26 protein-coding genes and 1 tRNA gene are annotated in these 26,542 nt (G+C 68.4%); 23 read left to right on the plus strand and 4 right to left on the minus strand.

The window, feature by feature from the left end; all coding sequences use genetic code 11:
* The first annotated feature begins 238 nt into the window (after nt 1–238).
* The 19 genes from LOK44_RS00005 (at nt 239) to LOK44_RS00095 (ending at nt 18,956) form a co-directional block, all read left to right on the plus strand.
* The gene (locus LOK44_RS00005) at nt 239–1,060 is read left to right on the plus strand and encodes a tetratricopeptide repeat protein (protein WP_237567941.1); all 822 of its coding nucleotides are present in this window, start codon (nt 239–241) and stop codon (nt 1,058–1,060) included.
* 1 nt (nt 1,061) lies between these two features.
* The gene (locus LOK44_RS00010; protein ID WP_237567942.1) at nt 1,062–2,060 is read left to right on the plus strand and encodes an HAD-IIA family hydrolase; all 999 of its coding nucleotides are present in this window, start codon (nt 1,062–1,064) and stop codon (nt 2,058–2,060) included.
* Between the two features lie 29 nt (nt 2,061–2,089).
* On the plus strand, nt 2,090–2,269 hold the full coding sequence (locus LOK44_RS00015; RefSeq protein ID WP_237567943.1) for a hypothetical protein: 180 nt from the start codon (nt 2,090–2,092) through the stop codon (nt 2,267–2,269).
* Nucleotides 2,266–3,072, plus strand: coding sequence for a TlyA family RNA methyltransferase (locus tag LOK44_RS00020; protein WP_237567944.1), 807 nt, complete (start codon nt 2,266–2,268; stop codon nt 3,070–3,072). Before LOK44_RS00015 ends, LOK44_RS00020 begins: the two co-directional genes overlap by 4 nt.
* A complete protein-coding gene (locus LOK44_RS00025) occupies nt 3,069–3,992 on the plus strand; it encodes an NAD kinase (protein ID WP_237567945.1) in 924 nt (307 codons plus the stop codon). Before LOK44_RS00020 ends, LOK44_RS00025 begins: the two co-directional genes overlap by 4 nt.
* Nucleotides 3,992–5,770: a DNA repair protein RecN gene (gene recN / locus LOK44_RS00030; protein ID WP_237567946.1), complete on the plus strand. Its 1,779-nt coding sequence runs from the start codon at nt 3,992–3,994 to the stop codon at nt 5,768–5,770. Before LOK44_RS00025 ends, recN begins: the two co-directional genes overlap by 1 nt.
* A 121-nt stretch (nt 5,771–5,891) precedes the next feature.
* Nucleotides 5,892–7,076, plus strand: coding sequence for a putative cytokinetic ring protein SteA (gene steA / locus LOK44_RS00035; protein ID WP_237567947.1), 1,185 nt, complete (start codon nt 5,892–5,894; stop codon nt 7,074–7,076).
* 9 nt (nt 7,077–7,085) lie between these two features.
* Nucleotides 7,086–8,027, plus strand: a complete 942-nt coding sequence (locus tag LOK44_RS00040) for a copper transporter (protein ID WP_237567948.1) — start codon at nt 7,086–7,088, stop codon at nt 8,025–8,027.
* A gap of 147 nt (nt 8,028–8,174) precedes the next feature.
* Nucleotides 8,175–9,932, plus strand: a complete 1,758-nt coding sequence (gene pyrG, locus LOK44_RS00045; RefSeq protein WP_237567949.1) for a CTP synthase — start codon at nt 8,175–8,177, stop codon at nt 9,930–9,932.
* Nucleotides 9,925–10,539: an NUDIX domain-containing protein gene (locus LOK44_RS00050; protein ID WP_237567950.1), complete on the plus strand. Its 615-nt coding sequence runs from the start codon at nt 9,925–9,927 to the stop codon at nt 10,537–10,539. The genes pyrG and LOK44_RS00050 overlap by 8 nt, the downstream gene beginning before the upstream one ends.
* Nucleotides 10,536–11,546, plus strand: coding sequence for a site-specific tyrosine recombinase XerD (xerD, locus tag LOK44_RS00055; RefSeq protein WP_237567951.1), 1,011 nt, complete (start codon nt 10,536–10,538; stop codon nt 11,544–11,546). Before LOK44_RS00050 ends, xerD begins: the two co-directional genes overlap by 4 nt.
* A 121-nt stretch (nt 11,547–11,667) precedes the next feature.
* Complete coding sequence (locus LOK44_RS00060; protein ID WP_237567952.1) at nt 11,668–12,537, plus strand: ParA family protein; 870 nt, start codon at nt 11,668–11,670, stop codon at nt 12,535–12,537.
* Nucleotides 12,534–13,361 (plus strand): segregation/condensation protein A, encoded by an 828-nt coding sequence (locus LOK44_RS00065; protein ID WP_237567953.1) that lies wholly within the window; start codon nt 12,534–12,536, stop codon nt 13,359–13,361. The genes LOK44_RS00060 and LOK44_RS00065 overlap by 4 nt, the downstream gene beginning before the upstream one ends.
* Before the next feature lie 74 nt (nt 13,362–13,435).
* The gene (scpB, locus tag LOK44_RS00070) at nt 13,436–14,068 is read left to right on the plus strand and encodes an SMC-Scp complex subunit ScpB (RefSeq protein WP_372481173.1); all 633 of its coding nucleotides are present in this window, start codon (nt 13,436–13,438) and stop codon (nt 14,066–14,068) included.
* A gap of 1 nt (nt 14,069) precedes the next feature.
* Nucleotides 14,070–14,816, plus strand: a complete 747-nt coding sequence (locus tag LOK44_RS00075; RefSeq protein WP_237567955.1) for a pseudouridine synthase — start codon at nt 14,070–14,072, stop codon at nt 14,814–14,816.
* The gene (cmk, locus tag LOK44_RS00080) at nt 14,813–15,499 is read left to right on the plus strand and encodes a (d)CMP kinase (protein ID WP_237567956.1); all 687 of its coding nucleotides are present in this window, start codon (nt 14,813–14,815) and stop codon (nt 15,497–15,499) included. Before LOK44_RS00075 ends, cmk begins: the two co-directional genes overlap by 4 nt.
* Nucleotides 15,500–15,559: 60 nt before the next feature.
* Nucleotides 15,560–16,975, plus strand: coding sequence for a ribosome biogenesis GTPase Der (gene der / locus LOK44_RS00085; protein WP_237567957.1), 1,416 nt, complete (start codon nt 15,560–15,562; stop codon nt 16,973–16,975).
* Between the two features lie 224 nt (nt 16,976–17,199).
* On the plus strand, nt 17,200–18,138 hold the full coding sequence (locus LOK44_RS00090) for a sulfite exporter TauE/SafE family protein (RefSeq protein WP_237567958.1): 939 nt from the start codon (nt 17,200–17,202) through the stop codon (nt 18,136–18,138).
* 50 nt (nt 18,139–18,188) lie between these two features.
* The gene (locus LOK44_RS00095) at nt 18,189–18,956 is read left to right on the plus strand and encodes a sulfite exporter TauE/SafE family protein (protein ID WP_249782816.1); all 768 of its coding nucleotides are present in this window, start codon (nt 18,189–18,191) and stop codon (nt 18,954–18,956) included.
* Here LOK44_RS00095 and LOK44_RS00100 read toward each other — a convergent pair.
* Nucleotides 18,953–20,443, minus strand: a complete 1,491-nt coding sequence (locus LOK44_RS00100; RefSeq protein ID WP_237567960.1) for a cryptochrome/photolyase family protein — start codon at nt 20,441–20,443, stop codon at nt 18,953–18,955. The genes LOK44_RS00095 and LOK44_RS00100 overlap by 4 nt on opposite strands.
* A gap of 111 nt (nt 20,444–20,554) precedes the next feature.
* Between LOK44_RS00100 and LOK44_RS00105 the strand changes: the two genes are divergently transcribed.
* Nucleotides 20,555–20,628: transfer RNA gene (locus LOK44_RS00105), tRNA-Pro, on the plus strand.
* A 429-nt stretch (nt 20,629–21,057) separates the two neighbouring features.
* On the opposite strand, the gene LOK44_RS30040 is transcribed toward LOK44_RS00105, so the two are convergent.
* A complete protein-coding gene (locus LOK44_RS30040; RefSeq protein ID WP_372481144.1) occupies nt 21,058–21,333 on the minus strand; it encodes a twin-arginine translocation signal domain-containing protein in 276 nt (91 codons plus the stop codon).
* Between LOK44_RS30040 and LOK44_RS00110 the strand changes: the two genes are divergently transcribed.
* Both LOK44_RS00110 and LOK44_RS00115 read left to right on the plus strand, forming a co-directional pair.
* Nucleotides 21,332–21,946, plus strand: coding sequence for a sigma-70 family RNA polymerase sigma factor (locus LOK44_RS00110; RefSeq protein WP_237567961.1), 615 nt, complete (start codon nt 21,332–21,334; stop codon nt 21,944–21,946). The two genes, LOK44_RS30040 and LOK44_RS00110, sit on opposite strands and share 2 nt — an antisense overlap.
* A 298-nt stretch (nt 21,947–22,244) precedes the next feature.
* Entirely contained in the window at nt 22,245–23,354 is a 1,110-nt protein-coding gene (locus LOK44_RS00115) for an aldo/keto reductase (protein WP_237567962.1), read from the plus strand.
* A 231-nt stretch (nt 23,355–23,585) separates the two neighbouring features.
* Here the strand turns inward: LOK44_RS00115 and LOK44_RS00120 are convergent, their stop codons facing one another.
* A complete protein-coding gene (locus LOK44_RS00120; protein WP_237567963.1) occupies nt 23,586–24,401 on the minus strand; it encodes an oxidoreductase in 816 nt (271 codons plus the stop codon).
* A 5-nt stretch (nt 24,402–24,406) separates the two neighbouring features.
* The gene (locus LOK44_RS00125; RefSeq protein WP_237567964.1) at nt 24,407–25,858 is read right to left on the minus strand and encodes a DHA2 family efflux MFS transporter permease subunit; all 1,452 of its coding nucleotides are present in this window, start codon (nt 25,856–25,858) and stop codon (nt 24,407–24,409) included.
* A 105-nt stretch (nt 25,859–25,963) separates the two neighbouring features.
* Between LOK44_RS00125 and LOK44_RS00130 the strand changes: the two genes are divergently transcribed.
* The gene (locus tag LOK44_RS00130) at nt 25,964–26,437 is read left to right on the plus strand and encodes a winged helix-turn-helix transcriptional regulator (protein ID WP_237567965.1); all 474 of its coding nucleotides are present in this window, start codon (nt 25,964–25,966) and stop codon (nt 26,435–26,437) included.
* The last annotated feature ends 105 nt before the right edge of the window (nt 26,438–26,542 follow it).

The raw sequence follows: 26,542 nt of genomic DNA on the forward strand, positions 1-26,542 counted from the left end.
TCCCGAACCCGGAAGCTAAGCCTACCAGCGCCGATGATACTGCCCTTTCGGGCGGAAAAGTAGGACACCGCCGAACACCCTTTAAACCAGTGGCCCCCAATCCAAGATTGGGGGCCACTGGCATTTCCACGTTCGAATTCGAATTACGGAAGCGAGCCCGCAAATTGGGCCGTCGTCGCCAGCTGGCTTGAACAACCGTAAGCTCAGCGGAGAAGCGCGAGAAGTAGGAAGGCATCACGTGGCCCAAGACAGGCAAGGCGGTGACCGACGGTCACAGCGTCCCTCGGGGTCGGGTGGACCTCGCCGGCCACAACGTGACTCCCGCGGCGCCCCCCGTTCGTCCGGCCCCAACCGTGCCCGGCCCAATCAGCCGCGCTCCGACGGAGATTCCGGGGAACGGACGGGCCCTGCGCTACCGCCACAGATCGAGGCCAAGCAGCTGGCCCCCGACGTGCGCAGTGAACTCCTCACCCTGGACAAGTCGACTGCCGACTACGTGGCCCGCCATCTCGTCGCGGCCGGTGACCTCCTCGAAGAGAATCCGCAGAAGGCGCTCGAGCATGCGCAGGCCGCTCGTGGCCGCGCCGGCCGGATCGCCGCCGTGCGTGAAGCCGTGGGCATCGCGGCCTACCACTGCGGCGACTGGGCGCAAGCGCTCTCGGAGTTCCGCGCCGCTCGCCGCATGGGCAGCAAGTCGGCGCTCCTGCCGTTGATCGCCGACTGCGAGCGCGGCGTCGGTCGACCGGAACGGGCGGTCGAACTGTCCCGCAGTCCCGAGGCAGCAGAGCTGACCGGCGACGACGCCGACGAATTGCGCATCGTCGTCGCGGGAGCACGCTCCGATCTGGGGCAGCACGAGCAGGCGTTGGCGGGGCTGTCGTCGCCGCCACTGGATTCCACGCGCACCGGCCAGACCGCCGCGCGACTGTTCTACGTCTACGCCGACACCCTCCTCGAACTGGGCCGGACGGCGGACGCCCTGCAGTGGTTCATTCACGCCGCCGCTGCCGACCTCGAGGGTCTCACCGACGCCGAGGAACGCATCACGGAGCTCTCCTGAGGTGACGACTCTCGATCAGCAACACGACTGCCTGCTCCTCGATCTCGACGGCACCGTCTTTCGCGGCCAGCAGGCGACCGAGGGGTCCGTCGAGACCCTGGCGTCGGTGACGGGTCGGGCACTGTTCGTCACGAACAATGCCTCGCGCGCACCCGGCGACGTGGCCAAGCACCTCAACGAGATGGGCTTCGTCGCCCATGCCGACGACGTGGTGACGAGCGCGCAGAGCGCGGCCAAACTGCTGGCGTCCCAATTGCCCTCGGGCGCACGGGTTCTGGTGATAGGCACCGATGCGCTCGCCGACGAGGTGAGCAACGTCGGGCTGGTGCCGGTGCGCGAAGCAACCGACGACCCCGCGGCCGTCGTGCAGGGGCACTCACCCGAGACGGGCTGGGCCAACCTCGCCGAGGCCGCGCTCGCCATCCGCTCAGGTGCGACGTGGGTTGCCGCCAACGTCGATCGCACCCTGCCGTCGGAGAGGGGCCTGCTGCCCGGGAACGGCTCGATGGTCGCCGCGCTGCGGACAGCCACCGACCAGGACCCCCAGGTGGCCGGCAAGCCGGAGCCGACCCTGCTCAACGATGCACTGGCCCGCGGACGGTTCGAGTCGCCGCTGGTGGTCGGCGACCGCCTGGACACCGACATATCGGGCGCCAACGCCGCGGGACTGCCCAGCCTCATGGTGCTCACCGGCGTGAGCACGGCACCGGAGATGGTGCGCGCCGTCCCCCGGGAGCGCCCGGACTACCTAGGGGCCGACCTGCGGTCGCTGCACGACGACGCCGACACGCTGCGCGTCGCACCGCATCCGGCGTGGCGCGTGGACGTCGACGGCGACCGGGTCACCGTCCACGCGAACGGTGGCGTGACCGACGATCCGCTGGCGGTGGTGCGCGCCGTCGCCAGTGCGGTGTGGGAATCGGAAGTGGAACCCGGGTTCGTCGTCGACGCGGCGGACGACGTGGCACGGCAGGCGCTGGAACGCTGGTCGCTGGTCTGACGGCCGCATCGGCTAGCGTGAGAGCCGACATGAGTACCGACCCCGATCAGATTCGGGTGGAGATCGAGGCGCTGCTCGCTGATCTGCCCGCAGCCCATGCCCCCGGCGCCGACGTGGAAGCCATCGCCGTGCGCCTGGAAGAAGCGCACGACCTCTTGGTTCGAGCCTTGGAGTCGGTCGAGCGCGGCCAGGTGAGCGGAGGCGCGTGACTCGTCGTGCCCGGGTCGACGCCGAACTCGTCAGACGTGGTCTGGCGCGGTCTCGGCAGCAGGCGGCCGAATTGATCGGTTCGGGCAGAGTCCGGATCGACGGCATGCCCGCCGCGAAACCGGCGACGGCGGTGTCCCTCGACGCCCGGCTCACCGTGGCCGAGGACGAACGGACGTGGGTGTCCCGCGGCGCGCACAAGCTGATCGGAGCCCTCGACGCCTTCGGCATCGACGTCACCGGCCGCCGATGCCTCGACGCGGGTGCGTCGACCGGCGGGTTCACCGAGGTCCTGCTCGACCGCGGCGCCGTGGAGGTCGTGGCCGCGGACGTCGGATACGGGCAACTCGCGTGGTCGCTGCGCTCCGACGACCGCGTCACGGTCGTCGAGCGCACGAACGTCCGCAACCTCACCACGGAGATGATCGGCGGACCGGTCGACCTCGTCGTCGCCGACCTGTCGTTCATCTCGCTGACGACGGTGCTACCCGCGCTCGCGTCGTGCGCGTCCCCGCACGCCGATATCGTTCCCATGGTGAAGCCGCAATTCGAGGTCGGCAGGGAACGGGTCGGTCAGGGCGGGGTGGTGAGCGATCCCGAACTGCGGATCGACGCCGTTCTGACCGTCGCGCGCCGGGCCGCCGAACTGGGCTGGCCCGCAATCGATGTGACGTCCAGCCCGCTACCCGGGCCGTCGGGCAACGTCGAGTTCTTCCTCCGGCTGCGGACGCCCGCACCGGAATCGCTGGACGGTGCCGCGCTCGACGCGGCCGTCCGAACCGCAGTCGAGAAGGGGCCCCAGTGACCAGCGAACGCACTGTTCTGCTCGTGGTGCACACCGGCCGCGACGACGCGACCGAGACCGCGCGGCGGGTCGAGAAGGTGCTCCGCGACAACGGGGTCGCCCTGCGGGTGCTCGCGGCCGAGGCCGTGGACCGCGGATCCCTGCGTCTCGCGCCGCACGACCCGACCGAGTGGGACCTGGACAGCGGGGTCGTCGACGCCGACGAGCGGGCCGCCGAGGGGTGTGAGCTGGTGCTCGTCCTGGGTGGCGATGGAACCTTCCTGCGAGCAGCCGAATTGGCGCGCAACGTCGAGATCCCGGTGCTCGGGGTCAACCTCGGCCGGATCGGCTTCCTGGCCGAAGCCGAGGCCGACGCCCTCGACAGCGTCTTGGAGCACGTCATCCGGCGTGACTACCGGGTCGAGGAACGCATGACGCTCGACGTCGTGGTGCGCGTCGACGGCAAGATCGTGCAACGCGGGTGGGCGCTCAACGAGGCGAGCCTGGAGAAGGGCCCGCGGCTCGGCGTCCTCGGCGTCGTGCTGGAGGTCGACGGACGTCCCGTCTCGGCCTTCGGGTGCGACGGCGTGCTGGTGTCGACGCCGACCGGGTCGACGGCGTATGCGTTCTCCGCGGGCGGCCCGATCCTGTGGCCCGATCTCGAGTCGATCCTGGTGGTGCCCAACAATGCGCACGCGCTGTTCGCGCGGCCGATGGTCACCAGCCCGGATGCCGCGATCGCGATCGAGGTCGAAGCCGGCGGTTACGACGCGATGGTGTTCTGTGACGGTCGCCGCGAGATGCAGGTGCCTGCGGGTGGCCGCCTCGAGGTGACCCGGTGCGGAACGCCGCTCAAGTGGATCCGATTGGACAGTGCGCCGTTCACCGACCGGCTGGTGCGCAAGTTCCGGCTGCCGGTCACGGGTTGGCGCGGACAGTAGTGCTCTCCGAGATACGCATCGAGGCGCTGGGCGCCATCAACGCAGCCACCGCCGAGTTCGACCGCGGGCTGACCGTGCTGACGGGTGAGACCGGAACCGGTAAGACCATGGTCGTCACGGGTCTGCATCTGCTCGGCGGCGCCCGCGCAGACGCCAACCGCGTGCGGTCGGGCTCCGACCGCGCCGTCGTCGAAGGACGATTCAGCACCGACGACTTGACCCCGGACGTCGCCGCCCGCATCGACGAGGTGCTCGACGCGTCGGGCGCGGTACGCGACGACGACGGCAGCGTCATCGCGGCGCGCTCGGTGAGTCGCGACGGCCCGTCTCGGGCGTACCTGGGCGGCCGCAGCGTCCCGGCGAAGTCGCTGAGCACGTTCACCACCGAACTGCTGGCCCTGCACGGGCAGAACGATCAGCTGCGGTTGATGCGGCCCGACGAGCAGCTCGCCGCGCTCGACCGGTTCGTCGACGTCGAGTCGGCGCTGGGCCGCTATCGCAGTGTGCGGGAGACGTGGCTGACGGCGCGGCGCGATCTCGCCGACCGCAGGCAGCGCGCCAGGGAGATGGCGCAGGAGGCCGACCGGCTGCAGTTCGGTCTGCAGGAGATCGACTCCGTGGCGCCGATGCCGGGGGAGGACGAGGCCCTCGTCAACGACATCCGCAGACTCTCCGAACTCGACGCCGTCCGCGATGCCGCACTGGTGGCGCGCACGGCGCTGTCGGGCCCGGTGGACGAACCGGCAGCCGAGGGGACGTCGGCCGCCGACGGCGTCGGCCAGGCGAAGGCCGCGCTGAGCGCCACCGACGACGCTGCGCTGCGGACACTCGGCGACCGGCTGACCGAGGCGATGGCAGTGATCGGCGACGTGTCGACCGAACTCGGCGACTTCCTGTCCGAATTGCCCAGCGACGCAAGCACCCTGGAGGCGAAGCTGGCGCGGCAGGGGGAGTTGCGCGCGCTCACCCGCAAGTACGCAGCCGACATCGACGGCGTGCTGGCGTGGGCGGAGGACGCGCGGCGACGCGTGCAGCAGCTCGACGTGTCGGAGGAGGCGCTGGCCACTCTGGCGCAACGCGTCACCGAGCTGGAGGCCGCAGTCGTTACCGCTGCCGTCACGATCACCAAGGCACGTACCAAGGCGGCGAAGGCGCTGGCCAAGGCCGTCACGGCTGAACTCGCGGGTCTGGCGATGACCGGGGCGGGCTTCTCCATCTCGGTGTCGCCGATGCCCGCGCGGGCCGACGACTCGGCGCCGCTCACCCTGCCCACCGGCGAGACCGTGCACGCCGGCCATCACGGCACCGACGCGGTCGAATTCGGCTTCACGCCGCACTCGGGATCGGACGCGCTGCCGCTGTCCAAGAGTGCGTCGGGCGGTGAGCTGTCGCGGGTGATGCTCGCGCTGGAGGTCGTACTCGCCAAGTCGGCGGAGGGCACCACGATGGTGTTCGACGAAGTCGATGCGGGCGTCGGCGGTCGGGCCGCCGTGCAGATCGGGCGGCGGCTGGCCCGGCTCGCGCGGACGCATCAGGTGATCGTCGTGACTCACCTGCCGCAGGTGGCCGCGTATGCCGACGTTCACCTGATGGTCGACAGCACCGGCGGACGGGGAAAGTCGAGCGAGGTCCGCAGGCTCGACGACGACGCGCGGGTGGCCGAATTGGCGCGCATGCTGGCCGGTTTGGGGGAGTCGGACAGCGGGCGCGCGCACGCCCGCGAACTGCTCGAGGCCGCGCGGGAGCACGCGCTGCAGGACGCGGGCCAAACCGCCTGAGCGGAACCGTCACCGAACGTTGCCCGATGCGTGTTGCAGATGTGACAAAAGGAAACTGGAGTGACGGGTGTTTCGGCGCGCCTCCACCTCAACTTGAGGGTTGGCCGACAGAATCGCCCTCATGAAGATGTCAGCGCTGCTCTCCCGTAACGCCGGTACCCGCCCCGGCGTCTCAGGTACCGCCCGCGTCGACCGCGACATCGACCGACTGTTGCGGCGGGTCGGGCCGGGCGACATCGTGGTCATCGACGCGCTGGACCTCGACCGGATCACCGCCGACGCGCTCGTCGAGGCTCAGGTGGCCGCGGTCGTCAACGCGTCCCCCTCCATCTCGGGGCGCTACCCGAACCTGGGCCCCGAGGTGCTGGTGGCCAATGGCGTCACCCTGATCGACGAGACCGGACCCGAGATCTTCAAGAAGGTCAAGGACGGTGCCCGGGTCCGCCTGCACAACGGCGGCGTCTACACCGGAGATCGTCGTCTCGCGCTGGGGCACGAGCGCACCGACCTCGAGATCCACGATCTGATGATCGAGGCGAAGACGGGTCTGGTCGCGCACCTGGAGGCGTTCGCGGGCAACACGATCGAGTTCATCCGGAGCGAGAGCCCGCTGCTGATCGACGGGATGGGCATCCCCGACATCGACGTCGACGTCAGTCGCCGTCACGTCGTGGTCGTCGCGGAGGGGCCGGCCGCCGCCGACGACCTCAAGGCGCTCAAGCCGTTCATCAAGGAGTACCAGCCGGTTCTGGTCGGCGTCGGCACCGGAGCGGACATCCTGCGCAAGGCCGGCTACCGGCCCGCCCTGATCGTGGGCGACCCCGACGTGATGAGCGTCGAGGTGCTGCGCTCGGGCGCACAGGTGGTGCTGCCCGCGGACGCCGACGGGCACGCGAAGGGCCTCGAACGCATCCAGGACCTCGGCGTGGGCGCGATGACGTTCCCGGCGGCGGGTTCGGCTGCCGACCTGGCGCTGCTGCTGTGCGATCACCACGGGGCGTCGCTCATCGTGACCGCGGGGCACACCGCGAACATCGAAGAGTTCTTCGACCGCACCCGCCAGGACAGCAACCCGTCGATGTTCCTCACCCGGCTCAAGGTGGGCGAGAAGCTCGTCGACGCCAAGGCCGTGGCGACGCTGTACCGCAGCCGGATCTCCGGCGGCGCGATCGCCCTGCTGGTGCTCGCCATGTTGGTTGCCGTGATCGTCGCGCTGTGGGTGTCGCGTGCCGATGCCGCAGTGCTGCAATGGGTTTCGACCTACTGGGATCAGTTCTCCCTGTGGGTCCAGGGTCTGGTCACCTAGGGCCCGACGGTGATCTCGCTTCGCTCGCATGCCATATCGCTCGCCGCGGTGTTCCTGGCCCTGGCGATCGGGGTCATGCTCGGTTCCGGTCTGCTGTCCAACACGCTGCTGGCCGGATTGCGCGACGACAAGACCGAACTGCAGACGCAGATCGACGACCTCACCGAGGAGAAGAACGCACTCAACGAACGGCTCAGCGCCGCCGGTGATTTCGACTCGCAGATGTCGCCCCGCATCCTGCGTGACGCGTTGAAGGACAAGTCGGTCGTCGTGTTCCGCACTCCCGACGCCGCCGACGACGACGTCGACGCGCTGACCCGTTACGTGGGGACGGCAGGCGGCACCGTCACGGGCACGATCGCGCTCACCCAGGAGTTCGTCGAAGCCAACTCCGCGGAGAAGTTGCTGTCGGTGGTGAACTCGCCGATCGTTCCCGCGGGCCGCCAGCTGAGCACCAAGCTGGTCGACCAGGGATCCCAGGCGGGTGACCTGCTCGGCCTGTCGCTGCTGCGCGGCAAGGACCCCGCCGCCGCGGGCGTCGACGACGCACAACGCGACACCGTGCTGGCCACGCTGCGCGACACCGGCTTCCTGACCTACGGCGAGCAGCGCATCGGGCTCGCCGACACGGCCCTCATCGTCACCGGCGCGGGCCTTGCCGAGGACGCAGGCAATCAGGGGTCCACCGTCGCCCGCCTCGCGGGCGGTCTCGCCCCGCACGGCGCCGGGACCGTGGTCGTCGGTCGCGACGGCTCGGCATCGGGCACGGCTGCGGTGTCGGTGATCAGATCCGACCCGAGCCTGAGCGGCGCGGTGAGCACCGTCGACGACGTCGACGCGCAGTCCGGTCGGATCACCGCCGTTCTCGCCCTAGCCGACCTCGCAGGCGGCGGGAGTCCCGGCCAGTACGGCGTCGGCCAGGGCGCCGCCTCGGTCACCCTGCCGCAGTAGCCGAGGAGTGGGCGACACCGCATCTGCGGCGCGCCAACGACACTCCGACGGCGTCGGTGTTAGGGTGAGATTCCGTGGGTCGGCAGGCCCCGAACCAGGCGTCAGCCCGGAAAACCAAGCCCTGCCCCATCACCACGGAGGTCGCTGTTGCCATCACTACGCAAGCACCCGCAGACCGCGACCAAACACCTCTTCGTCAGTGGTGGTGTCGCGTCTTCGCTGGGCAAGGGCCTGACGGCCAGTAGCCTCGGGCAGCTGCTCACGGCGCGGGGTCTGCAGGTGACCATGCAGAAGCTCGACCCGTACCTCAACGTGGACCCGGGCACCATGAATCCGTTCCAGCACGGTGAGGTGTTCGTCACCGAGGACGGCGCCGAGACCGACCTCGACGTCGGGCATTACGAGCGCTTCCTCGACCGCAACCTCAGCGGTTCGGCCAACGTCACGACCGGGCAGGTCTATTCGACGGTGATCGCCAAGGAACGCCGTGGCGAGTACCTCGGCGACACCGTTCAGGTGATCCCGCACATCACCGACGAGATCAAGCGCCGCATCCTGGCGATGGGGCTCCCGGACGCCGACGGCACCCGGCCCGACGTGGTGATCACCGAGATCGGTGGCACCGTCGGCGACATCGAGTCGCTGCCCTTCCTCGAGGCCGCCCGTCAGGTCCGTCACGAGGTGGGCCGGGACAACTGCTTCTTCCTGCACGTGTCGCTGGTGCCGTACCTGGCTCCGTCCGGGGAACTGAAGACCAAGCCGACCCAGCACTCCGTGGCCGCGCTGCGCAGCATCGGCATCAGCCCCGACGCGTTGATCCTGCGGTGTGACCGCGACGTACCGGAACCGCTGAAGAACAAGATCGCCCTGATGTGCGACGTCGACATCGACGGCGTCATCTCGACACCGGACGCGCCGTCGATCTACGACATCCCGAAGGTGTTGCACCGCGAGGAACTCGACGCGTACGTGGTGCGCAAGCTCAACCTGCCGTTCCGCGACGTCGACTGGACGCAGTGGAACGACCTCCTGCACCGGGTCCACGAACCCCGCGAGACCGTGCGAATCGCATTGGTGGGCAAGTACATCGACCTCTCCGATGCGTACCTGTCGGTCGCCGAGGCGCTGCGCGCCGGTGGCTTCAAGCAGCACGCGAAGGTGGAGATCCGCTGGGTCGGCTCTGACGACTGCGAACTCGACGCGAACGCCGCCGCGGCGCTGAACGACGTCCATGGGGTCTTGATCCCCGGTGGCTTCGGCATCCGCGGCATCGAGGGCAAGATCGGTGCGATCAAGTTCGCCCGCACGCACGGCATCCCGGTCCTCGGGTTGTGCCTTGGCCTGCAGTGCATCGTCATCGAGGCCGCGCGGTCGGTGGGGCTCACCGAGGCCAGCTCGGCCGAGTTCGACCCGGACACGCCGGATCCCGTGATCGCGACCATGGCCGACCAGGAGCACATCGTGGCGGGGGAGGCCGACCTCGGTGGGACGATGCGCCTCGGCGCGTACCCGGCCGTCCTGCAACCCGATTCGATCGTGGCCACGGCGTATCAGTCGACCGACGTGTCCGAGCGGCACCGGCACCGCTACGAGGTGAACAACGCCTACCGGGACAAGATCGTCGAGAGCGGCCTGCGGTTCTCCGGCACGTCGCCCGACGGTCACCTCGTCGAGTTCGTCGAGTACGACCGCGAAATCCATCCCTTCCTGGTCGGCACCCAGGCGCATCCCGAACTCAAGAGCCGGCCGACGCGTCCGCACCCGCTGTTCGCGGCGTTCGTCGGCGCAGCGCTGGACTACAAGGCGGCAGAGCGGCTTCCGATGGAGTTCGACGCCGACGAGCGCTCGCGCGAGGAGCCGACGAGCACCGCCGAGCGCGTCGAAGAGCCGGCCGCCCGTGGCTGACCACGAATTCGTCACCGTCGCCAGCGAGACGCTGTACGTCGGGAAGATCTTCGCCCTGCGCGCCGACGAGGTGCGGATGCCCGGTGGCGGGACCGCACGGCGCGAGATCGTCGAGCACTACGGAGCCGTGGGCATCGTGGCACTCGACGACGACCGCAACGTCGTGATGGTGCATCAGTACCGCCATCCGGTGAAGCGACGGCTGTGGGAGTTGCCCGCAGGCCTGCTCGACATGGGTGACGAACCGGCGCACGAGAGTGCGGCCCGCGAATTGACGGAGGAAGCCGGCCTCGTCGCCGGGACCTGGCGCGTGCTGGTCGACGTCATCTCCGCGGCCGGCTTCAGCGACGAGAGCGTACGGATCTACCTGGCCACCGACCTGACCGAGGTCGATCGACCCGAGGCCCACGACGAGGAGGCCGACTTGAAGGTCGAGCGGATGCCGCTCGCGAAGGCGGTCGAGATGGTGCTGGCCGGCGAGATCGTGAACTCCCTTGCCGTCGCCGGAATCCTGGCCGCTGCCACGACCACCGACGTCGAGACGCTGCGAGGCGTCGACGCGCCGTGGCGTGACCGCTCGAGTGCCTTCAGGGCCCGGCAGAGGTGACCACCTTCGAGGCGCGCGCCGAGTCCACGGGTGACACCGCGGTACTCGACGAGCAGCTTCGGGGCTACCTCGATCACCTGGCCATCGAACGCGGGGTGGCAGCCAACACGCTGACGTCCTACCGGCGCGATCTGCGCCGCTACGCCGAACACCTCGCGTCGCGCCACGTGGCCGATCTGCGCGACGTCACCGAGGCCGACGTCAGCGAGTTCCTGGTGGCGTTGCGCAAGGGCGATCCCGACGCGGGCGCGGTGGCGCTGTCGGCCGTGTCCGCCGCGCGTGCGCTGATCGCGGTGCGCGGGCTGCACCGCTTCGCCGCCGCGGAGGGGCTCACCGACGTCGACGTCGCGCGCGCGGTGAAACCGCCGACGCCCGGGCGCAGACTGCCGAAGAGCCTCGGCGTCGACGAGGTGCTGGCACTGCTCGAGGGCGCAGGCGGCGACGGCGAGGCCGACGGACCGCTGACGCTGCGCAACCGTGCGCTGCTCGAGGTGCTGTACTCCACCGGCGCCCGGATCTCCGAGGCCGTGGGGCTCGACGTCGACGACGTGGACGTCCACTCGCGGTCGGTGCTGCTCCGCGGTAAGGGAGGCAAGCAGCGCCTGGTGCCGATCGGCAGGCCTGCGGTGAGCGCGCTGGACGCCTACCTCGTCCGCGGCAGGCCCGACCTGGCGCGCCGCGGCAAGGGCACGCTCGTGTCTTCCCCGGGTCGCTCCGCTCCTGCCCAAGGGGCGATCTTCCTCAACGCCCGCGGTGGCCGGCTGTCCCGGCAGAGCGCCTGGCAGGTGCTGCAGGACTCTGCCGAGCGGGCCGGGATCTCGGCGGCGGTGTCCCCGCACACGCTGCGACACTCGTTCGCCACCCATCTCCTCGAAGGCGGGGCCGACGTCCGCGTCGTGCAGGAGCTCCTCGGCCACGCCTCGGTGACGACCACCCAGATCTACACCCTCGTCACGGTCAGTGCGCTGCGAGAGGTCTGGGCCGGGGCCCATCCCCGGGCCCGGTGAGCCCGACCGTGCCCGACGTGACGCCCGGCCTGCGGGTCTGGCGTTGCCGAGGCCTCATCGCCGTTAGACTTCACCGGATGTTCGCCAAGCCCGGGGGTTGCATGACCAGCGGCGGCTACGCATGAGCACCGAGGAGTCGGGCGGCACGACCGACGGCACCGGTCTGACGGGGCGTCCGATACGACACATCCCCGAACCGCAGCCGCGGACCAGCCATGGCCCGGCCAAGGTCATCGCGATGTGCAACCAGAAGGGCGGGGTCGGTAAGACCACGTCGACCATCAACCTGGGCGCCAGCCTCGCCGAGTACGGCCGCCGGGTGCTGCTGGTGGATCTCGACCCTCAGGGCGCGCTGTCGGCAGGCCTCGGCGTCCCGCACTACGAACTCGACCAGACCGTGCACAACCTGCTCGTCGAGCCTCGGGTGTCCATCGATCAGGTGCTGTACAAGACCCGGGTGAGCGGTCTGGACCTGGTGCCGAGCAACATCGACCTGTCCGCCGCGGAGATCCAGCTCGTCAACGAGGTGGGCCGCGAGCAGTCACTCGCGCGTGCGCTGTACCCAGTGCTCGATCGGTACGACTACGTGCTCATCGACTGCCAGCCGTCTCTCGGTCTGCTGACGGTCAACGGACTGGCCTGCGCGGACGGTGTGATCATCCCCACCGAGTGCGAGTACTTCTCGCTGCGCGGACTGGCGCTGCTGACCGACACCGTGGAGAAGGTGCACGACCGGCTGAACCCGAAGCTGTCGATCAGCGGCATCCTGGTCACCCGCTACGACCCGCGCACCGTCAACGCCCGCGAGGTGATGGCTCGCGTCGTCGAACGCTTCGGCGACTTGGTCTTCGACACCGTGATCACCCGTACCGTTCGCTTCCCGGAGACGAGTGTCGCCGGCGAGCCGATCACCACGTGGGCGCCCAAGTCGGGCGGCGCGCTGGCGTATCGATCGCTGGCCCGCGAAGTCATCGACCGGTTCGGCGCGTGAGCACGGACACGGCGACGTCGGAGGAGGCAACACCCCAGGCCGGCTTTCAGGTGCGGCTGAGCAACTTCGAGGGACCGTTCGATCTGCTGTTGCAGCTGATCTTCGCTCATCGGCTCGACGTCACCGAGGTCGCACTGCACCAGGTCACCGACGAGTTCATCGCCTACACGAAGGCGATCGGACGCCAACTCGAACTCGACGAGACCACGGCGTTCCTCGTGGTCGCGGCCACCCTGCTGGACCTCAAGGCCGCACGTCTGCTGCCCTCGGGCGACGTCGACGACGAGGAGGACCTGGCACTGCTGGAGGTCCGCGACCTGCTGTTCGCGCGCCTGCTGCAGTACCGGGCGTTCAAGCACGTCGCGCTGATGTTCGCCGAACTCGAGGCGGCGGCGATGCGCAGCTATCCCCGGTCGGTGTCGTTGGAGGACCGGTACGCCGATTTGTTGCCCGAGGTGATGCTCGGGGTCGACCCAGACAGCTTCGCCAACATCGCTGCCGCGGCGTTCACGCCTCGGCCGGTGCCGTCGGTGCGCCTGGACCACATGCACGAGCCTGCCGTGTCGGTGCCCGAGCAGGCCAAGCGCCTGCTCGCATTGCTCGAGGCTCGGGGCGTGGGGGAGTGGGCGACGTTCTCCGACCTGGTCGCCGACTGCTCGGGTGGGCTCGAGATCGTGGGCCGCTTCCTGGCGCTCCTCGAGTTGTACCGCGCCAGAGCGGTAACATTCGAGCAACCAGAACCGCTTGAAGTGCTGCACGTTTCGTGGACCGGCGACCGGCCCACCAACGAGAATCTGGCAGCAGCGGTGGAAGAAGACTCATGAGCGACCAAGACCCCGCCCAGCAGGACCACGGCGAGCACACCGATCTCGGCATCGACCTCGCCGAACCCACCGACATGAGCGACGCCGAACTGGGCGCCGTGCTGGAGGCGTTGCTCCTGGTGGTCGACGCCCCCGTCCCGGTGGACGCACTGGCCGGGGCGTGCGAGCAGCCCGCCTACCGCGTGCAGGCCAGACTGCAGCAGATGGCCGGCGATCTCGCTGCCCGCGACAGCGGCATCGACCTGCGCGAGGCGGGCGGTGGGTGGCGGATGTACACCCGTGCCCGGTACGCGACCTTCGTCGAGCGCCTGCTGCTCGACGGCACGCGATCGAAGTTGACGCGCGCGGCATTGGAGACGTTGGCCGTGGTCGCCTACCGTCAACCCGTCACCAGGGCTCGGGTCAGCGCCGTGCGAGGCGTCAACGTCGACGCGGTGATGCGCACGCTGCTGGCCCGCGGATTCATCACCGAGGCGGGTGTCGATCCCGATGGCGGTGCGGTGACGTTCGCGACGACCGAGCTGTTCCTGGAACGGCTCGGGTTGACGTCGCTGCGCGACCTGCCCGACATCGCGCCACTGCTACCCAACGTCGACGTCATCGACGACATCACCGAAACACTAAGCGAGGAGCCACGATTCATGAAGCTCGGCGGTAACCCGGCGGCGGGCAGCCAGCCGTTGTCATTCGACGTGGACAAGGACTGACGTGGCCGGAGACGATGAAGGGGTTCGCCTGCAGAAGGTGTTGTCGCAGGCCGGTGTTGCCTCGCGGCGCGTCGCGGAGCGCATGATCACCGACGGGCGGGTCGAGGTGGACGGTGAGATCGTCACCGAACTCGGGAGCAGGGTGGATCCGGACAAGTCGGTCATTCGCGTCGACGGCGCGCGGATCATGGTCGACGACAACCTCGTTCACTTCGCACTGAACAAGCCCAAGGGCATGCAGTCCACGATGTCCGACGATCGCGGCAGGCCGTGCGTCGGCGACATCGTGGAGCACCGGGTGCGCGGCAACCACAAGCTGTTCCACGTGGGCCGCCTCGATGCCGACACCGAGGGTCTGATGATCCTGACCAACGACGGGGAGCTCGCTCACCGGCTGATGCACCCGTCGTTCGAGGTGCCGAAGACCTATCTCGCGACGGTGTTGGGGGCGGTGCCGCGAGGAATGGGCAAGAAGCTGCGCGCCGGGATCGAGTTGGACGACGGTCCCGTCGAGATCGACGACTTCGCCGTCGTCGGCGCGGTACCGGGCAAGTCGATGGTGCGGATCACGCTGCACGAGGGTCGCAAGCACATCGTGCGTCGCCTCCTTGCCGAGGTGGGTTTCCCGGTGCAGGAATTGGTGCGGACCGACATTGGTTCCATCGAGCTGGGCGATCAGCGGCCGGGGAGCATCCGGGTGTTGACCTCCAAGGAGATCGGCGACTTGTACAAGGCGGTGGGGATGTGACGGAGGCGATCATCGCCATCGACGGGCCTGCCGGGACCGGAAAGTCTTCGGTGTCAAGGGGTTTGGCGCGCGCCATGGGTGCCCGCTACCTCGACACCGGTGCGATGTACCGGATCGTGACGCTGGCCGTGCTCCGTGCCGGCGTCGACACGTCGGACTCCGGTGCCGTCGCGGATCTGGCGTCCGGCGTGGACCTCGGCGTGGGCTTCGACCCCGACGAAGACCGTTCCTACCTCGCCGGCGAGGACGTCTCCGCCGAGATCCGTGGCGATGCCGTGACGCGGGCGGTGTCCGCGGTGTCGGCGGTCCCGGAGGTTCGCACGCGACTGGTGCAGCGGCAGCGCGAACTCGCCGACGGCCCGGGCAGCGTCGTGGTGGAGGGCCGGGACATCGGAACGGTGGTGCTGCCCGACGCCGACGTGAAGATCTTCCTGACCGCATCGGCCGAGGAGCGTGCCCGCCGGCGCAACCAGCAGAACGTCTCCAACGGTCTGCCGAGTGACTACGAGACGGTGCTTGCCGACGTCCGGCGCCGGGACCATCTGGACTCCACGCGCGCGGTCTCCCCCTTGCGGGCCGCCGACGACGCGATCGTGGTCGATTCCAGTGACATGACCGAAGCCGAGGTCGTCGCGCATCTGCGGGATCTCGTGGAGCAGCGGGCGCGAGTGAGGCAGCGATGAGCGCTTGCGCGAAGAGCAGAGGGCAGCGATGAGCGCTTGCGCGAAGAGCAGAAGGCAGCGATGAGCGACGAAGAGCACGGCACCTGGTACGACGAAACCGACTGGGAGGTCGGCTCGGAGGAGTTCGAGGCCGAACTCGAGGAGGACTTCGCGCCGCCACCGGTGGTGGCGGTGGTCGGCCGGCCCAACGTCGGGAAGTCGACGTTGGTCAACCGCATCCTCGGCCGTCGCGAAGCCGTCGTGCAGGACATCCCCGGCGTGACCCGCGACCGGGTGTCCTACGACGCGAACTGGCTGGGCCGTCGATTCGTCGTGCAGGACACCGGCGGGTGGGAGCCCGACGCCAAGGGATTGCAGCAGTTGGTCGCGGAGCAGGCATCGGTGGCGATGCGCACCGCGGACGCGATCATCCTGGTGGTCGACGCGGTCGTCGGTGCGACGGCGGCCGACGAGGCCGCCGCCAAGAAGCTGCAGCGGGCCGGAAAGCCGGTGTTTCTCGCGGCCAACAAGGTCGACAGCGAGCGCGTCGAATCCGAGGCGGCCGCGCTGTGGTCGCTGGGGCTGGGGCAGCCGTACTCGGTCAGCGCCATCCACGGGCGCGGCGTGGCCGACCTGCTCGACGTGGTTCTGGAGAAGCTGCCCGAGGCGTCCGAAGTGGCCACCGGTGGCGCTGGACCACGCCGCGTCGCGCTGGTGGGCAAGCCGAACGTCGGCAAGAGTTCACTGCTGAACCGCCTGGCCGGCGACGAACGCTCGGTGGTGCACGACGTGGCTGGCACGACGGTGGATCCGGTCGACTCGCTGATCGAGATGGACGGCAAGCTGTGGCGGTTCATCGACACGGCCGGTCTGCGTCGCAAGGTGGGACAGGCGAGCGGGCACGAGTTCTACGCCTCCGTGCGGACGCGCGGGGCGATCGACGCCGCCGAGGTCGTGATCGTGCTGATCGACTCCTCGGAGACGCTCACCGAGCAGGATCAGCGGATCCTGGCGATGGTGATCGAGTCCGGCCGGGCTTTGGTGATCGCATTCAACAAGGCGGATCTGGTCGACGAGGACCGTCGGTACACCTTGGACAAGGAGATCGAGCGCGAACTCGCGCAGTTGCAGTGGGCGCATCGGATCAACATCTCGGCCAAGACCGGCCGCGCGGTGCAGAAGTTGGCTCCGGCGCTGGAGAGCGCACTCGAGTCGTGGGATGCCCGCATCTCGACCGGACGGCTCAACACCTTCCTCAAGGAGGTCGTCGCCGCGACGCCGCCGCCGGTGCGCGGTGGCAAGCAGCCGCGAATCCTGTTCGCCACTCAGGCGACGGCCCGACCGCCCACCTTCGTGCTGTTCACGACGGGGTTCTTGGAGGCGGGGTACCGCCGGTTCCTGGAGCGCCGTCTGCGCGAGACGTTCGGTTTCGAGGGCAGTCCGATCCGGATCAACGTGCGGGTCCGCGAGAAGCGCGGAGCCGGCTCGAAGCGGTAGCGCGGTCTAGCGGTACGGTGAATTGAGCACGGACGACGAGAGGAGTGCGCCGGTGGCCGAGCATGCCTACCGCACCGCCCCCTCGTCTGCGTTCGCGCTCGAGCCGTTCTGGCCGTCCCGGCGGCTGATGGCATTCGACGAGTGGTGTCGTACGCGTCCTTAGATACGCGTCCTTGCACTCCTGACGGTCGCACGCGGCCTCATCGTCGAAAGTCAACGAACCCATGCGTTCGCTCATCATCTTCACCCTGGTTGGCATCGGTGCCCAGCTCGTCGACGGTGCCCTGGGCATGGCCTTCGGCGTGACCGCGTCGACGCTGCTGGTGCTCAGCGGCGTCGCGTCGGCTCAAGCCAGTGCGGCCGTGCACCTCGCAGAGGTGGGTACGACGCTCGCCTCCGGGCTGGCGCACTGGAAGTTCAAGAACATCGACTGGCACATCGTGCTCAAGCTCGGCGTGCCCGGGGCGATCGGTGCGTTCCTCGGCGCCACTGTGCTGAGCTCCCTGTCGACCGAGGATGCCGCACCCGTGATGGCGTCGATCCTGCTGGCGATCGGCGTGTACGTGCTGCTCCGCTTCTCGCTGCGGATGCCGCCCGCGGTGAAGGTCGGCACGACGAAGCACGGCGCGAAGTTCCTCACCCCGCTCGGGTTATTCGGTGGATTCATCGACGCCTCGGGCGGCGGTGGCTGGGGCCCCGTCACGTCGAGCACCCTGTTGTCGAGCGGCAAGACGGCTCCACGCACGGTGATCGGCTCGGTGAGTGCCTCGGAGTTCCTCGTCGCCGTGTCGGCCTCGGTCGGCTTCCTGGTGGGGTTGCGTGAGCAGTTCTTCGACAACCTCCCGGTCGTCTTGGGGCTGGCCGTCGGCGGCGTCATCGCGGCGCCGTTGGCGGCGTGGCTGGTGAGCCGAATCAGTCCGGCGCTGCTCGGTGCCGGCGTCGGTGGCGTGGTCGTGCTGACCAATGCCCAGAAACTGGTCGAATACTTCGGCGTCACGAGCCCGTGGTCGACCGTGATCTACGGCGCGATCGTCATCGCCTGGGCCTTCTTCGTCGTCCTGGCCGCCAGGATCACCAAGGCGCCGACGTACGTCCCGCCGGGGCTCGATGCGTCGGGTGACGAGGCGCCGCGTCCGGTGCACGTGGTCGACGACGCTCGGTGACGGTGGGTCCGGGGTGACCCACTAACGTTTCGTCGGTGCCCGTCATCGACATGATTCTGATCGCCCTTGCTGGGGTGGGTGCAGGTGCCATCAACGCGGTCGTCGGGTCAGGCACCCTGATCACGTTCCCCACGCTGGTGGCGCTCGGCTATCCGCCGGTGACCGCGACGATGTCGAATGCGGTCGGCCTGGTGGCGGGTGGTGTCTCCGGCACGTGGGGGTACCGCCGCGAACTGCGCGGGCAGTGGCACCGGCTGAAGTGGCAGATCCCCGGCTCGCTGCTCGGCGCGATCGGCGGCGCCTGGCTGCTGTTGCATCTGCCGGAGCGGGTCTTCATCACCGTCGTGCCGGTGTTGCTGATCGGCGCGTTGCTCCTGGTGATCATCGGCCCGAGGATCCAGTCGTGGGCCAGGGCGCGCTCGGAGCGCGCAGGCCGGTCGCTGGAACACATCTCGCGGGGTCGGATGGCCGCGCTGGTGGTCGGGACCTTCGCGGTGGGCGTCTACGGCGGCTACTTCACCGCCGCCCAGGGGATTCTGTTGATCGCGGTGATGGGTGCGCTGCTTCCCGAGGACATGCAACGGATGAATGCCGCGAAGAACCTGCTGTCGCTGATCGTGAACGTGGTTGCGGCCGTGGCCTACACGCTCGTGGCCTTCGACAGGATCAGCTGGCCGGCCGCCGGTCTGATCGCGATCGGCTCGCTCATCGGCGGGTTCCTCGGCGCGCACTACGGCCGCCGACTGTCGCCGAATGCGCTACGCGCCGTGATCGTGATCGTGGGCCTGATCGGGCTCTACCGCCTGGTCACGGTCTAGAACTGGGTGCGTTCGGCTTCCTGCTCCAGGACGGGTTCGAGGTCCGAGAGCCGATCCATCGACGACACGGCGCGGCGAGTGCGGTTGTTGCCCGCCAGCAGGTTCCGGTTGCGGTGCACGAACTGCCAGTAGCCGGCGGTGAACGGGCACGCATCGTCGCCGAGGCGCTTCTTGGGGTCGTACTGGCAGTCGCCGCAGTGGTCGCTCATCTTGTTGATGTACGCGCCGCCCGAGGCGTAGGGCTTCGTGGCGAGCCTCCCACCGTCGGCGTGCTGACTCATGCCGACGACGTTGGTCGGCATCACCCAGCGGAAGCCATCCACGAACGCGGTGGAGAACCACTCGGTGAGGTCGCGCGGCTGATATCCGCGTTGCAGCGCATGGTTTCCCAGGATCATGAGCCGCTGGATGTGGTGGGTCCAGCCCCTGTCGCGGACGCCCATCATCGCGTGGCGCAGGCACTCGGCGGTGATCGCGTCCGCGTCGAGTTCGGTCCACCAGTCCGGCAGCGGCTGGTGGACTCCGAGTTCGTTCTCGTCGAGGTAGTCCTCGCCGAAGTGCCAGTAGAGGTGCCACATGTATTCGCGCCAGCCGAGGATCTGGCGGATGAAGCCCTCGACGGCGGACAACGGGGCGCCGTCCTCCCGGTAGGCGCGTTCGGCGGCGTGCACGGCGTCGAGCGGATGCAGGACGCCGAGATTCAGCGGCACCGACAGCAGCGAGTGCGACATTGCCCAGTCGTCGCCCATCATCGCGTCCTCGTACTGGCCGAACGAGGACAGTCGCTGCTCGATGAAGCGGTCCAGCGCACGCTTCGCCTCGAGTGGGGTCACCGCGAACAGGCGCGGGCCGTCGACCCCGACGGTGTCCAGGTTCATCGCGTCGAGGTCGGCGCGGACCTGCTCGTCGATCTCGTCCTCGCGCGGCTGATAGGGCTGCGGGACGCCGAGGGTCTTCTGCTTCTTCGGGGGTGATCCCCGGTTCTCCTCGTCGTAGTTCCACCGGTTGCCGACGGGGTCCTTGCCCTCCATCAGGACGTCGAAGCGGCGGCGCTGGTCGCGGTAGAAGTCCTCCATGCGGAAGCGGGTGCGCTCGCCGGCCCACTCCTTGAAGTCGCTGCGTGGCAGCGCGAAGGTGGGCGTCGGCAGCACGTCGGCCACCAGTCCCTGCTCGTTCAGCCTGTTGACGAAACGCTCCGCGGCGAACGACGTCGGTTGGAAGACCAGGACGGGCCGGCCGAACTGCTCGAGCGCCTCGGTGTAGTCGTCGGTCTTCAGTAGCGTCGCGCGGTCGCCCAGGCCCTTGTCCGCGTGCCGGAGCGCGGAGAGCACGAGGTGCAGCTTCTGCCGGTGGTAGCGCCGCTTGCGCAGGGCGGACTGCGCCTCGACCAGCAACACCTCGCGGTGGGCGTGTTCCCCGCCGTACGTGGAGATGCCGAGCTGATCGGCGAACAGCCAGAGTGGGGTGTCATCGCCAACCTTCGTCACCTGGACGTACTACCCCCGCGAGGCAGTGGCGACGCACGGTCCGTGCGATTCGGGGAGACGGCGGACCGTGAGGTAGCATTTCGACCGCTGCTGGCGATCCCGGCAGCACCGCGGGCTGTGGCGCAGCTTGGTAGCGCACTTGACTGGGGGTCAAGTGGTCGCAGGTTCAAATCCTGTCAGCCCGACAGTAGAAAACCCGCTCTGACCAGTGTCGGAGCGGGTTTCTGTTTCTGTGATTCGGCGAGCGTTCGCCAGTGTCGCAAGCAACGGCACAGCCTCGGTCGCTACAGGCTCCAGCACGCCCATCTCGGATTGCACGATGCGATTGGTGAGTTCCTGGGGTTGTGCAACCTCGTGTCATTGCCACAACCCGGCGAACCCGGGCGTGATCGTCGACCACATCCGTCAGGCGCACGTCTCGCCGGTGAAGAACCGGTACACCACCTGCGCCGGGGTGTCCGACCAGTCGGAACCGGTGGTTGCGTTCGTACACACACAGCCGCAGGGCACGTGCCGGCGATGCCAGTACCTTCGTCGAGGGCTGAGGTCCGCGCTGCCGATAGTGGCTGGCTGTGCAGCGATGATGGCAGCACCGAGGTGCGCGACTTACGTCGTCATGGCTCGGCCGAACCGAGTCCCGAGGTCATCAGAACTGCGCCGCCGACGGCGGAAGCCTTGACGAATGACCGTCGTGACGCGGTGAAGCTCAGGGACTGGCGACCGGTGAATAGCCCGACCGCCCGGAGTGACCAGATCGGTTCCGCGGGAACCGAGTTGTCGTGGTCTTCGTGTTCGTGGAGTCGCTGCCGACGTCCGATCTCGATGAGGAACATTTGTGTTCGATCTGAGAACGGTCTGCCCGGCCTCCACGGCCCATAGCTTGGAAGCATGAAGCCCACGCCGAGCGCGCTGATGTCGACAAGCTGCCATCTTGACGACTGCCAATGTGACCCCCTGACACCGTGTTTCACACGGGACGTGATTCCGCTCCGTGCCGAACTACTGCGCGAGGCGCTTCGGCTGACTCACCGCGGGCCCGACGCCGAAGATCTGGTCCAGGACACGGTCCTTCGCGCCTACCGCAGCTTCGGGACGTTCCGTCCCGGCACCAACGTGCGGGCATGGATGTACCGGATCCTCAAGAACACGTGGATCAGCAACTACCGAGCATCACAACGCCGGCTGACCGAAGTGCCGATGGAGGAGTTCACCGAAGAGCCCGCTGATGGCGTCGGACAACAGAGCGGTATCGCTGCTCCTGAACTGACACTGATTGCTGCACAACCGGATACCGAAGTGCAGTCGGCCATGGCCGCGTTGAGTGACGAGTTTCGGATGGTCGTCTACCTGGCTGATGTGCAGGGTTATTCATACGCGGCGATCGCCGACATGATGAACACGCCGCTGGGGACCGTGATGTCCAGGCTCCACAGGGCGCGCCGACAGCTCCGTACCGATCTGGGCGGTACCGTCCGTCGCCGACGACTCGTCATGGCCGCCTGAGTGCGAAGGAGTCACATCGCTGGTCCCTCGACCGCCGCACGCGGGGCAATCCCGGGATCGGTCGACCCTGGTTGAGCGAGTCGCTGCTGCCTTCAGTTCGACTCGTGCAGTCTGCAAGGGATCGCCAAGGGATCGGTGGAGGCCGATCGCAGCCAGGATTCTGCACCCTGGCGTACCACCGAGATCATGACCGCGCCTGCAACGCGCACCGCGAGTTCGAACCCCAGGAGAAGATGACGTGACTGACCCCGATGAAGTGAGTCGCGATCACGATGAGTGGAGGCCTTCCCGTCGCCGCGTGCTCCAATTAGGTGCGGCCGCAACCCTTGCCGGCGGCGGTGCCCTCGCCGCGATGGCCGCCGCGGGGCCGGCTAGTAGCCCAGCGACGTCTACCACCGCGCCAGCACGCGCCCCGACACCGGCGCCCGCCGCACCCGTCGCTGCCGGCCTGATCGGGAAGCAGATTCCCGGGACCGACATCTACCTACCCGCGGTCGGACTAGGTACCTTTCAGACGTTCGATGCCATTCCCGAGCAAGCACGCGCAGTTCGCGACGACGTGTTGCGCCGGTTCTGGGCTGCTGGCGGGCGAGTGGTGGACACCTCGCCGCTCTATGGTCTGGCTGAGGAGAACATCGCGCGCTCCGCGGTGGCCGACGGTTTTCAGAACGACCTCTTCGTGACCAACAAGGTGTGGGCTACCGGGGATCACCTCGGTGACGAGTCGCACGCTGCGAAGAGTTTGAACGACTCGATGCAGCGGCTGATGCGTACCGCTCCGATGGACGTCATGCAATGTCACGCGCTGGTCAACGTCGACATGATCGTACCGGTCCTACACGCCTGGAAGGCTGAGGGGCGCATCCGCCGACTGGGCGTCACTCACCACGACCCGGCCTATTTCGGGCCGATGGCTACGTGGATTGAGACCGGTGACATCGACTTCGTGCAGACTCGCTACTCGATCGCCGAACGTGGCGCCGAGCAACGCATCTTGCCGTTGGCTGCCGACAACGGCGTCGCGGTCACGGTGAACATGCCGTTGGAGAAGGGGCGGTTGCACCAGTTCGTCGGGGACCGGCCGCTGCCGGACTTCGCCGCCGAAGTGGGGATCTCGACGTGGTCGCAGTACTTCCTCAAATGGGTGATCTCGCACCCGGCGGTCACCGTCGCCCTGCCGGCGACCTCCAACCCCGACCACCTCTCCGACAACATGGCCGCCTGCCGAGGCCCGCTGCCCGATGCGGCGATGCGGACCCGGATGCTCGACCACCTGCTCGCCATGCCGGGTTTCGACCAACTCACGACGCAACCCTGGTACCCGGGCAAGCAGTATCCCGGGGTGATGAACCGTGACCTCACCGCGATCCGGGAGCGCAGTACGTGGAGGTCCACCCGATGGGTGTGACCACGGTCAGCGATCGAGCATCGTCGCTCTCGGTCGAACAGGCGCGAGAACTGCTCCACGTGAAAGTGGTTGCGCCGGCGCTGCTCACGCCTCAAGCTGCCATCGGTACGAAGTCCCGTGGTGGTGGGACTGTCGTCGATGTAGCCGGGATGCTCGCCTTGTCCGGTCCCGCCGACGCGTCCCAGCCTGGAGTCGACGCGGGGAATGCGAACCCGGCTCGCCAACGGCACGTCAATCCATGAGTTCGAACGTCTTGCGCAATTGCTTGTCGAAAATGCGCGTGGGCGCGATGCGGCGCATGGCACTGAGCTGGCGCGCCTTCACTCCGGCGGGATAGCGCAGCTTGGGCCTCGCATTGGTGGCGGCAGCCACGATCGCCTTGGCGACGGTCACGGGGTCTTCGCCGCCGTTGACCTGTTCGGCCACCACACCGTTGGCGCGGCTGCGCTGCCGGGCGTAGACGTCCAGTGGATTGTCCGGTGCCGGGGTGTTGTCGTCGAAACCGGTTCTGGTGCCGCCGGGCTCGACGAGCAACACCCTGATGCCGAGGCTGCGGACCTCGTGGTCGACGGATTCCGAATAGCCTTCGACGGCATACTTCGTGGCGCTGTAGGCGGCCATGTACGGGGCGGGCATGAACCCGAAGATCGACGAGATGTTGACGATCCGCCCGCTTCCTTGGGCCCGCATGTGCGGCAGGACGGCGTTGGTCATCCGGACGACACCGAAGACGTTGATGTCGAACAGCTTCTGCTGCTGGGCGATCGAGTTCTCCTCGACGGCCCCGGCGAGTCCCATGCCGGCATTGTTGACCAGAACGTCGACGCGACCGAAGTCGGCGATCACGCCCTCGACGAGCGCTGCTACCGACTCGTCGCTGGTGACGTCGAGGTTGCGCAGCGTCACGCCCGACGGCGAATCCAGTCCCGCCCTGTTACGGCTGGTGCCGACGACGTCGAAGCCGGCCTCGACCAGACCGAGGGCGGCGAACTTACCGAGACCGGAGTTGGCGCCGGTGATGAGGGCGATGGGTCGCGATATTGGCATGCGATTCATTCCTGACGTGAAGTGGATGGTGTGGTCACGCTGGTTCTCAGCGGGTCTTCGTGTGGCGCTGCGCGTAAATGCCGACGAGCCAACGACTCGGCGGCGGTCAGCGCCAGCCCAACGGCGGCACTGGTGGCTCCGGCTGCGGCCAGCAGTGCCCAGCCAGAGCGGATGGAGGCGAAAGCCGTTGGAGTGCTCGCGATGTGCGTTCCGACGGCGGTGACGATAAGCGCGATGCCCAGCACGGAGCCAACCTGCCGGGCGGTGTTGATCAGCGACGACCCCGAACCCCATCGTGGTGCCGCCAGCGCAGACCCCACGATCGAGGACAAGGTGGGCAGGATCAGCCCGACCCCGAGACCGGTCAGCAGCTGACCGGGCAACAGGCCGCCCAGGTAGTTCTCCGCCGGCCCCAACCGCCACAGCCACCAGAGCGCACCCGCCATGAAGCTCAGCGCGCCGAGCGTGGCGACGGCTCCGATACCCAGCCGTGCCGCAAGACGATTCGCCTGTCGTGCGACGACGACGACGACCGCCGGGCCCGCCGCGAGGCCGAGACCAGCAGCCTGAGCAGACCAGCCCCAGGTGGACGTGAGATACAGGACGTTGACCAACAGCATGCCGGCGAAGCCGCACGAGAAGGCCAGCATCATGACCGTGGCCAGCGCGAACTCCGGCACACGCAGCACCGCGAGATCCAGCGCTGGCACCGGATGGCGTCGCGAGCGAATGACGACCGCCGTCATGCCCACGGCGGCCACGGCGAGCGCGGCGATCACTACCGTTGCGTGCCAGCCTCGCTCCGGTACCTCGACGAACGCGTAGGCCAGCGCACCGACTCCGAGCACCAGGAAGGCAGCGCCGAGCAGGTCGGGTCGTCCGATCGGCGTGACGTCGGATTCGTGGAGGACACGTGCCGCAGCCACCATGGTTACGACGCCGATGGGAACGTTGACCAGAAACACCCACTGCCATCCCGCAGCGACCAGCAGGCCGCCCAGCGGCGGTCCGAGCGCGGCCGCGACCGCTCCCACCGACGCCCACGTGCCAACCGCCTTCGCACGCCGTTCCGCCGGCCAGGCGTTCAGTAGCAATGACAGCGAGGTCGGTGTGATCAGCGCAGCCCCGACGCCTTGCACAGTTCTGGCGGCAACCAATGCCCACAAGCTGGGCGCCAGCGCGCAGGCCGCGGACGCGACGGTGAAGAGCGCCAGCCCGATCAGGAAGACCCGCCGGTGGCCGTAGCGGTCGGCGAGGCGGCCGGCCAGAGCCAAGACTGCGGCGAAGACGACGGTATAGCCGTTGAGCACCCACGACATCTGACCGAAGTCGGCGTCCGGGAAGTCGGCACCGATGGCGGGGAAGGCGATGTTGACGATGAACAGATCGAGCGTTGCCAGGAACGCCGCCGATGACGTGATGACCAGTACGGCACCCGGTCGCGTCCCAGTGGTCACGCGGTCTCCTGAACTCGATGCCACACCATCTGGCTGTGTTGTCGTCTAGTCAGACCCTAGGCTCCTGGCTTTACTGAAGGCAAGTCAGCTGGCACGATGGCGGCCATGACCTCCATGACGCTCACGGGCCGGCTCAGCGACCGCGACAGCTGGTCGGCGGACGGCTGCTCCGTCGCGGCGGCACTGGACGTCGTCGGGCGCCGAGCCAGCCTGTTGCTGTTGCGGGAGGCGTTCTACGGGGCACACCGGTTCGAGGAGTTCTCACGTCGGGCCCAGTTGAGCGAGAAGATCACCGCCATGCGGTTGAAGGAACTCGTCGACGAGGGGTTGTTGGAGAAGCGGCCGTACCACGATCCGGGCCAGCGCCGCCGGGAGGCCTACCACCTCACCGAGAAGGGCCAGGATCTGCAGCCCGCACTGCTGGCGCTGATGCGATGGGGGGACCGCTGGGTCCGCCCCGACGGGGGACGAGTGGGGTTGACGCACTCCGGGTGTGGGGCACCCGTCGAGGTCGAGGTTCGTTGCACTGCGGGTCATCCCGTATCCGCGGCAGAAATCGAGGCCGCGTTACGCGGTTGACGTGATCAGCTGCGCAGCCGGCCCTCTACGCCGTCGTCGCCTAGTTCATCTCGGTGATCAGCTGGCCAGCGCGAGATGCCATCTGCCGCAGCCAGTTGTGCGCGG

The sequence above is a fragment of the Mycolicibacterium lacusdiani genome, assembly GCF_021916785.1.
Lineage (GTDB): Bacteria > Actinomycetota > Actinomycetes > Mycobacteriales > Mycobacteriaceae > Mycobacterium > Mycobacterium lacusdiani.

Coding starts and splice junctions, on each gene's coding strand:
- LOK44_RS00060 (WP_237567952.1), top strand. CDS start 11,668: ATGAGCACCGAGGAGTCGGGCGGCACGACCGACGGCACCGGTCTGACG.
- LOK44_RS00130 (WP_237567965.1), top strand. CDS start 25,964: ATGACCTCCATGACGCTCACGGGCCGGCTCAGCGACCGCGACAGCTGG.
- LOK44_RS00090 (WP_237567958.1), top strand. CDS start 17,200: ATGCGTTCGCTCATCATCTTCACCCTGGTTGGCATCGGTGCCCAGCTC.
- der (WP_237567957.1), top strand. CDS start 15,560: ATGAGCGACGAAGAGCACGGCACCTGGTACGACGAAACCGACTGGGAG.
- LOK44_RS00095 (WP_249782816.1), top strand. CDS start 18,189: ATGATTCTGATCGCCCTTGCTGGGGTGGGTGCAGGTGCCATCAACGCG.
- LOK44_RS30040 (WP_372481144.1), bottom strand. CDS start 21,333: ATGCTTCCAAGCTATGGGCCGTGGAGGCCGGGCAGACCGTTCTCAGAT.
- steA (WP_237567947.1), top strand. CDS start 5,892: ATGAAGATGTCAGCGCTGCTCTCCCGTAACGCCGGTACCCGCCCCGGC.
- LOK44_RS00015 (WP_237567943.1), top strand. CDS start 2,090: ATGAGTACCGACCCCGATCAGATTCGGGTGGAGATCGAGGCGCTGCTC.
- LOK44_RS00110 (WP_237567961.1), top strand. CDS start 21,332: ATGAAGCCCACGCCGAGCGCGCTGATGTCGACAAGCTGCCATCTTGAC.
- LOK44_RS00120 (WP_237567963.1), bottom strand. CDS start 24,401: ATGCCAATATCGCGACCCATCGCCCTCATCACCGGCGCCAACTCCGGT.
- scpB (WP_372481173.1), top strand. CDS start 13,436: ATGAGCGACGCCGAACTGGGCGCCGTGCTGGAGGCGTTGCTCCTGGTG.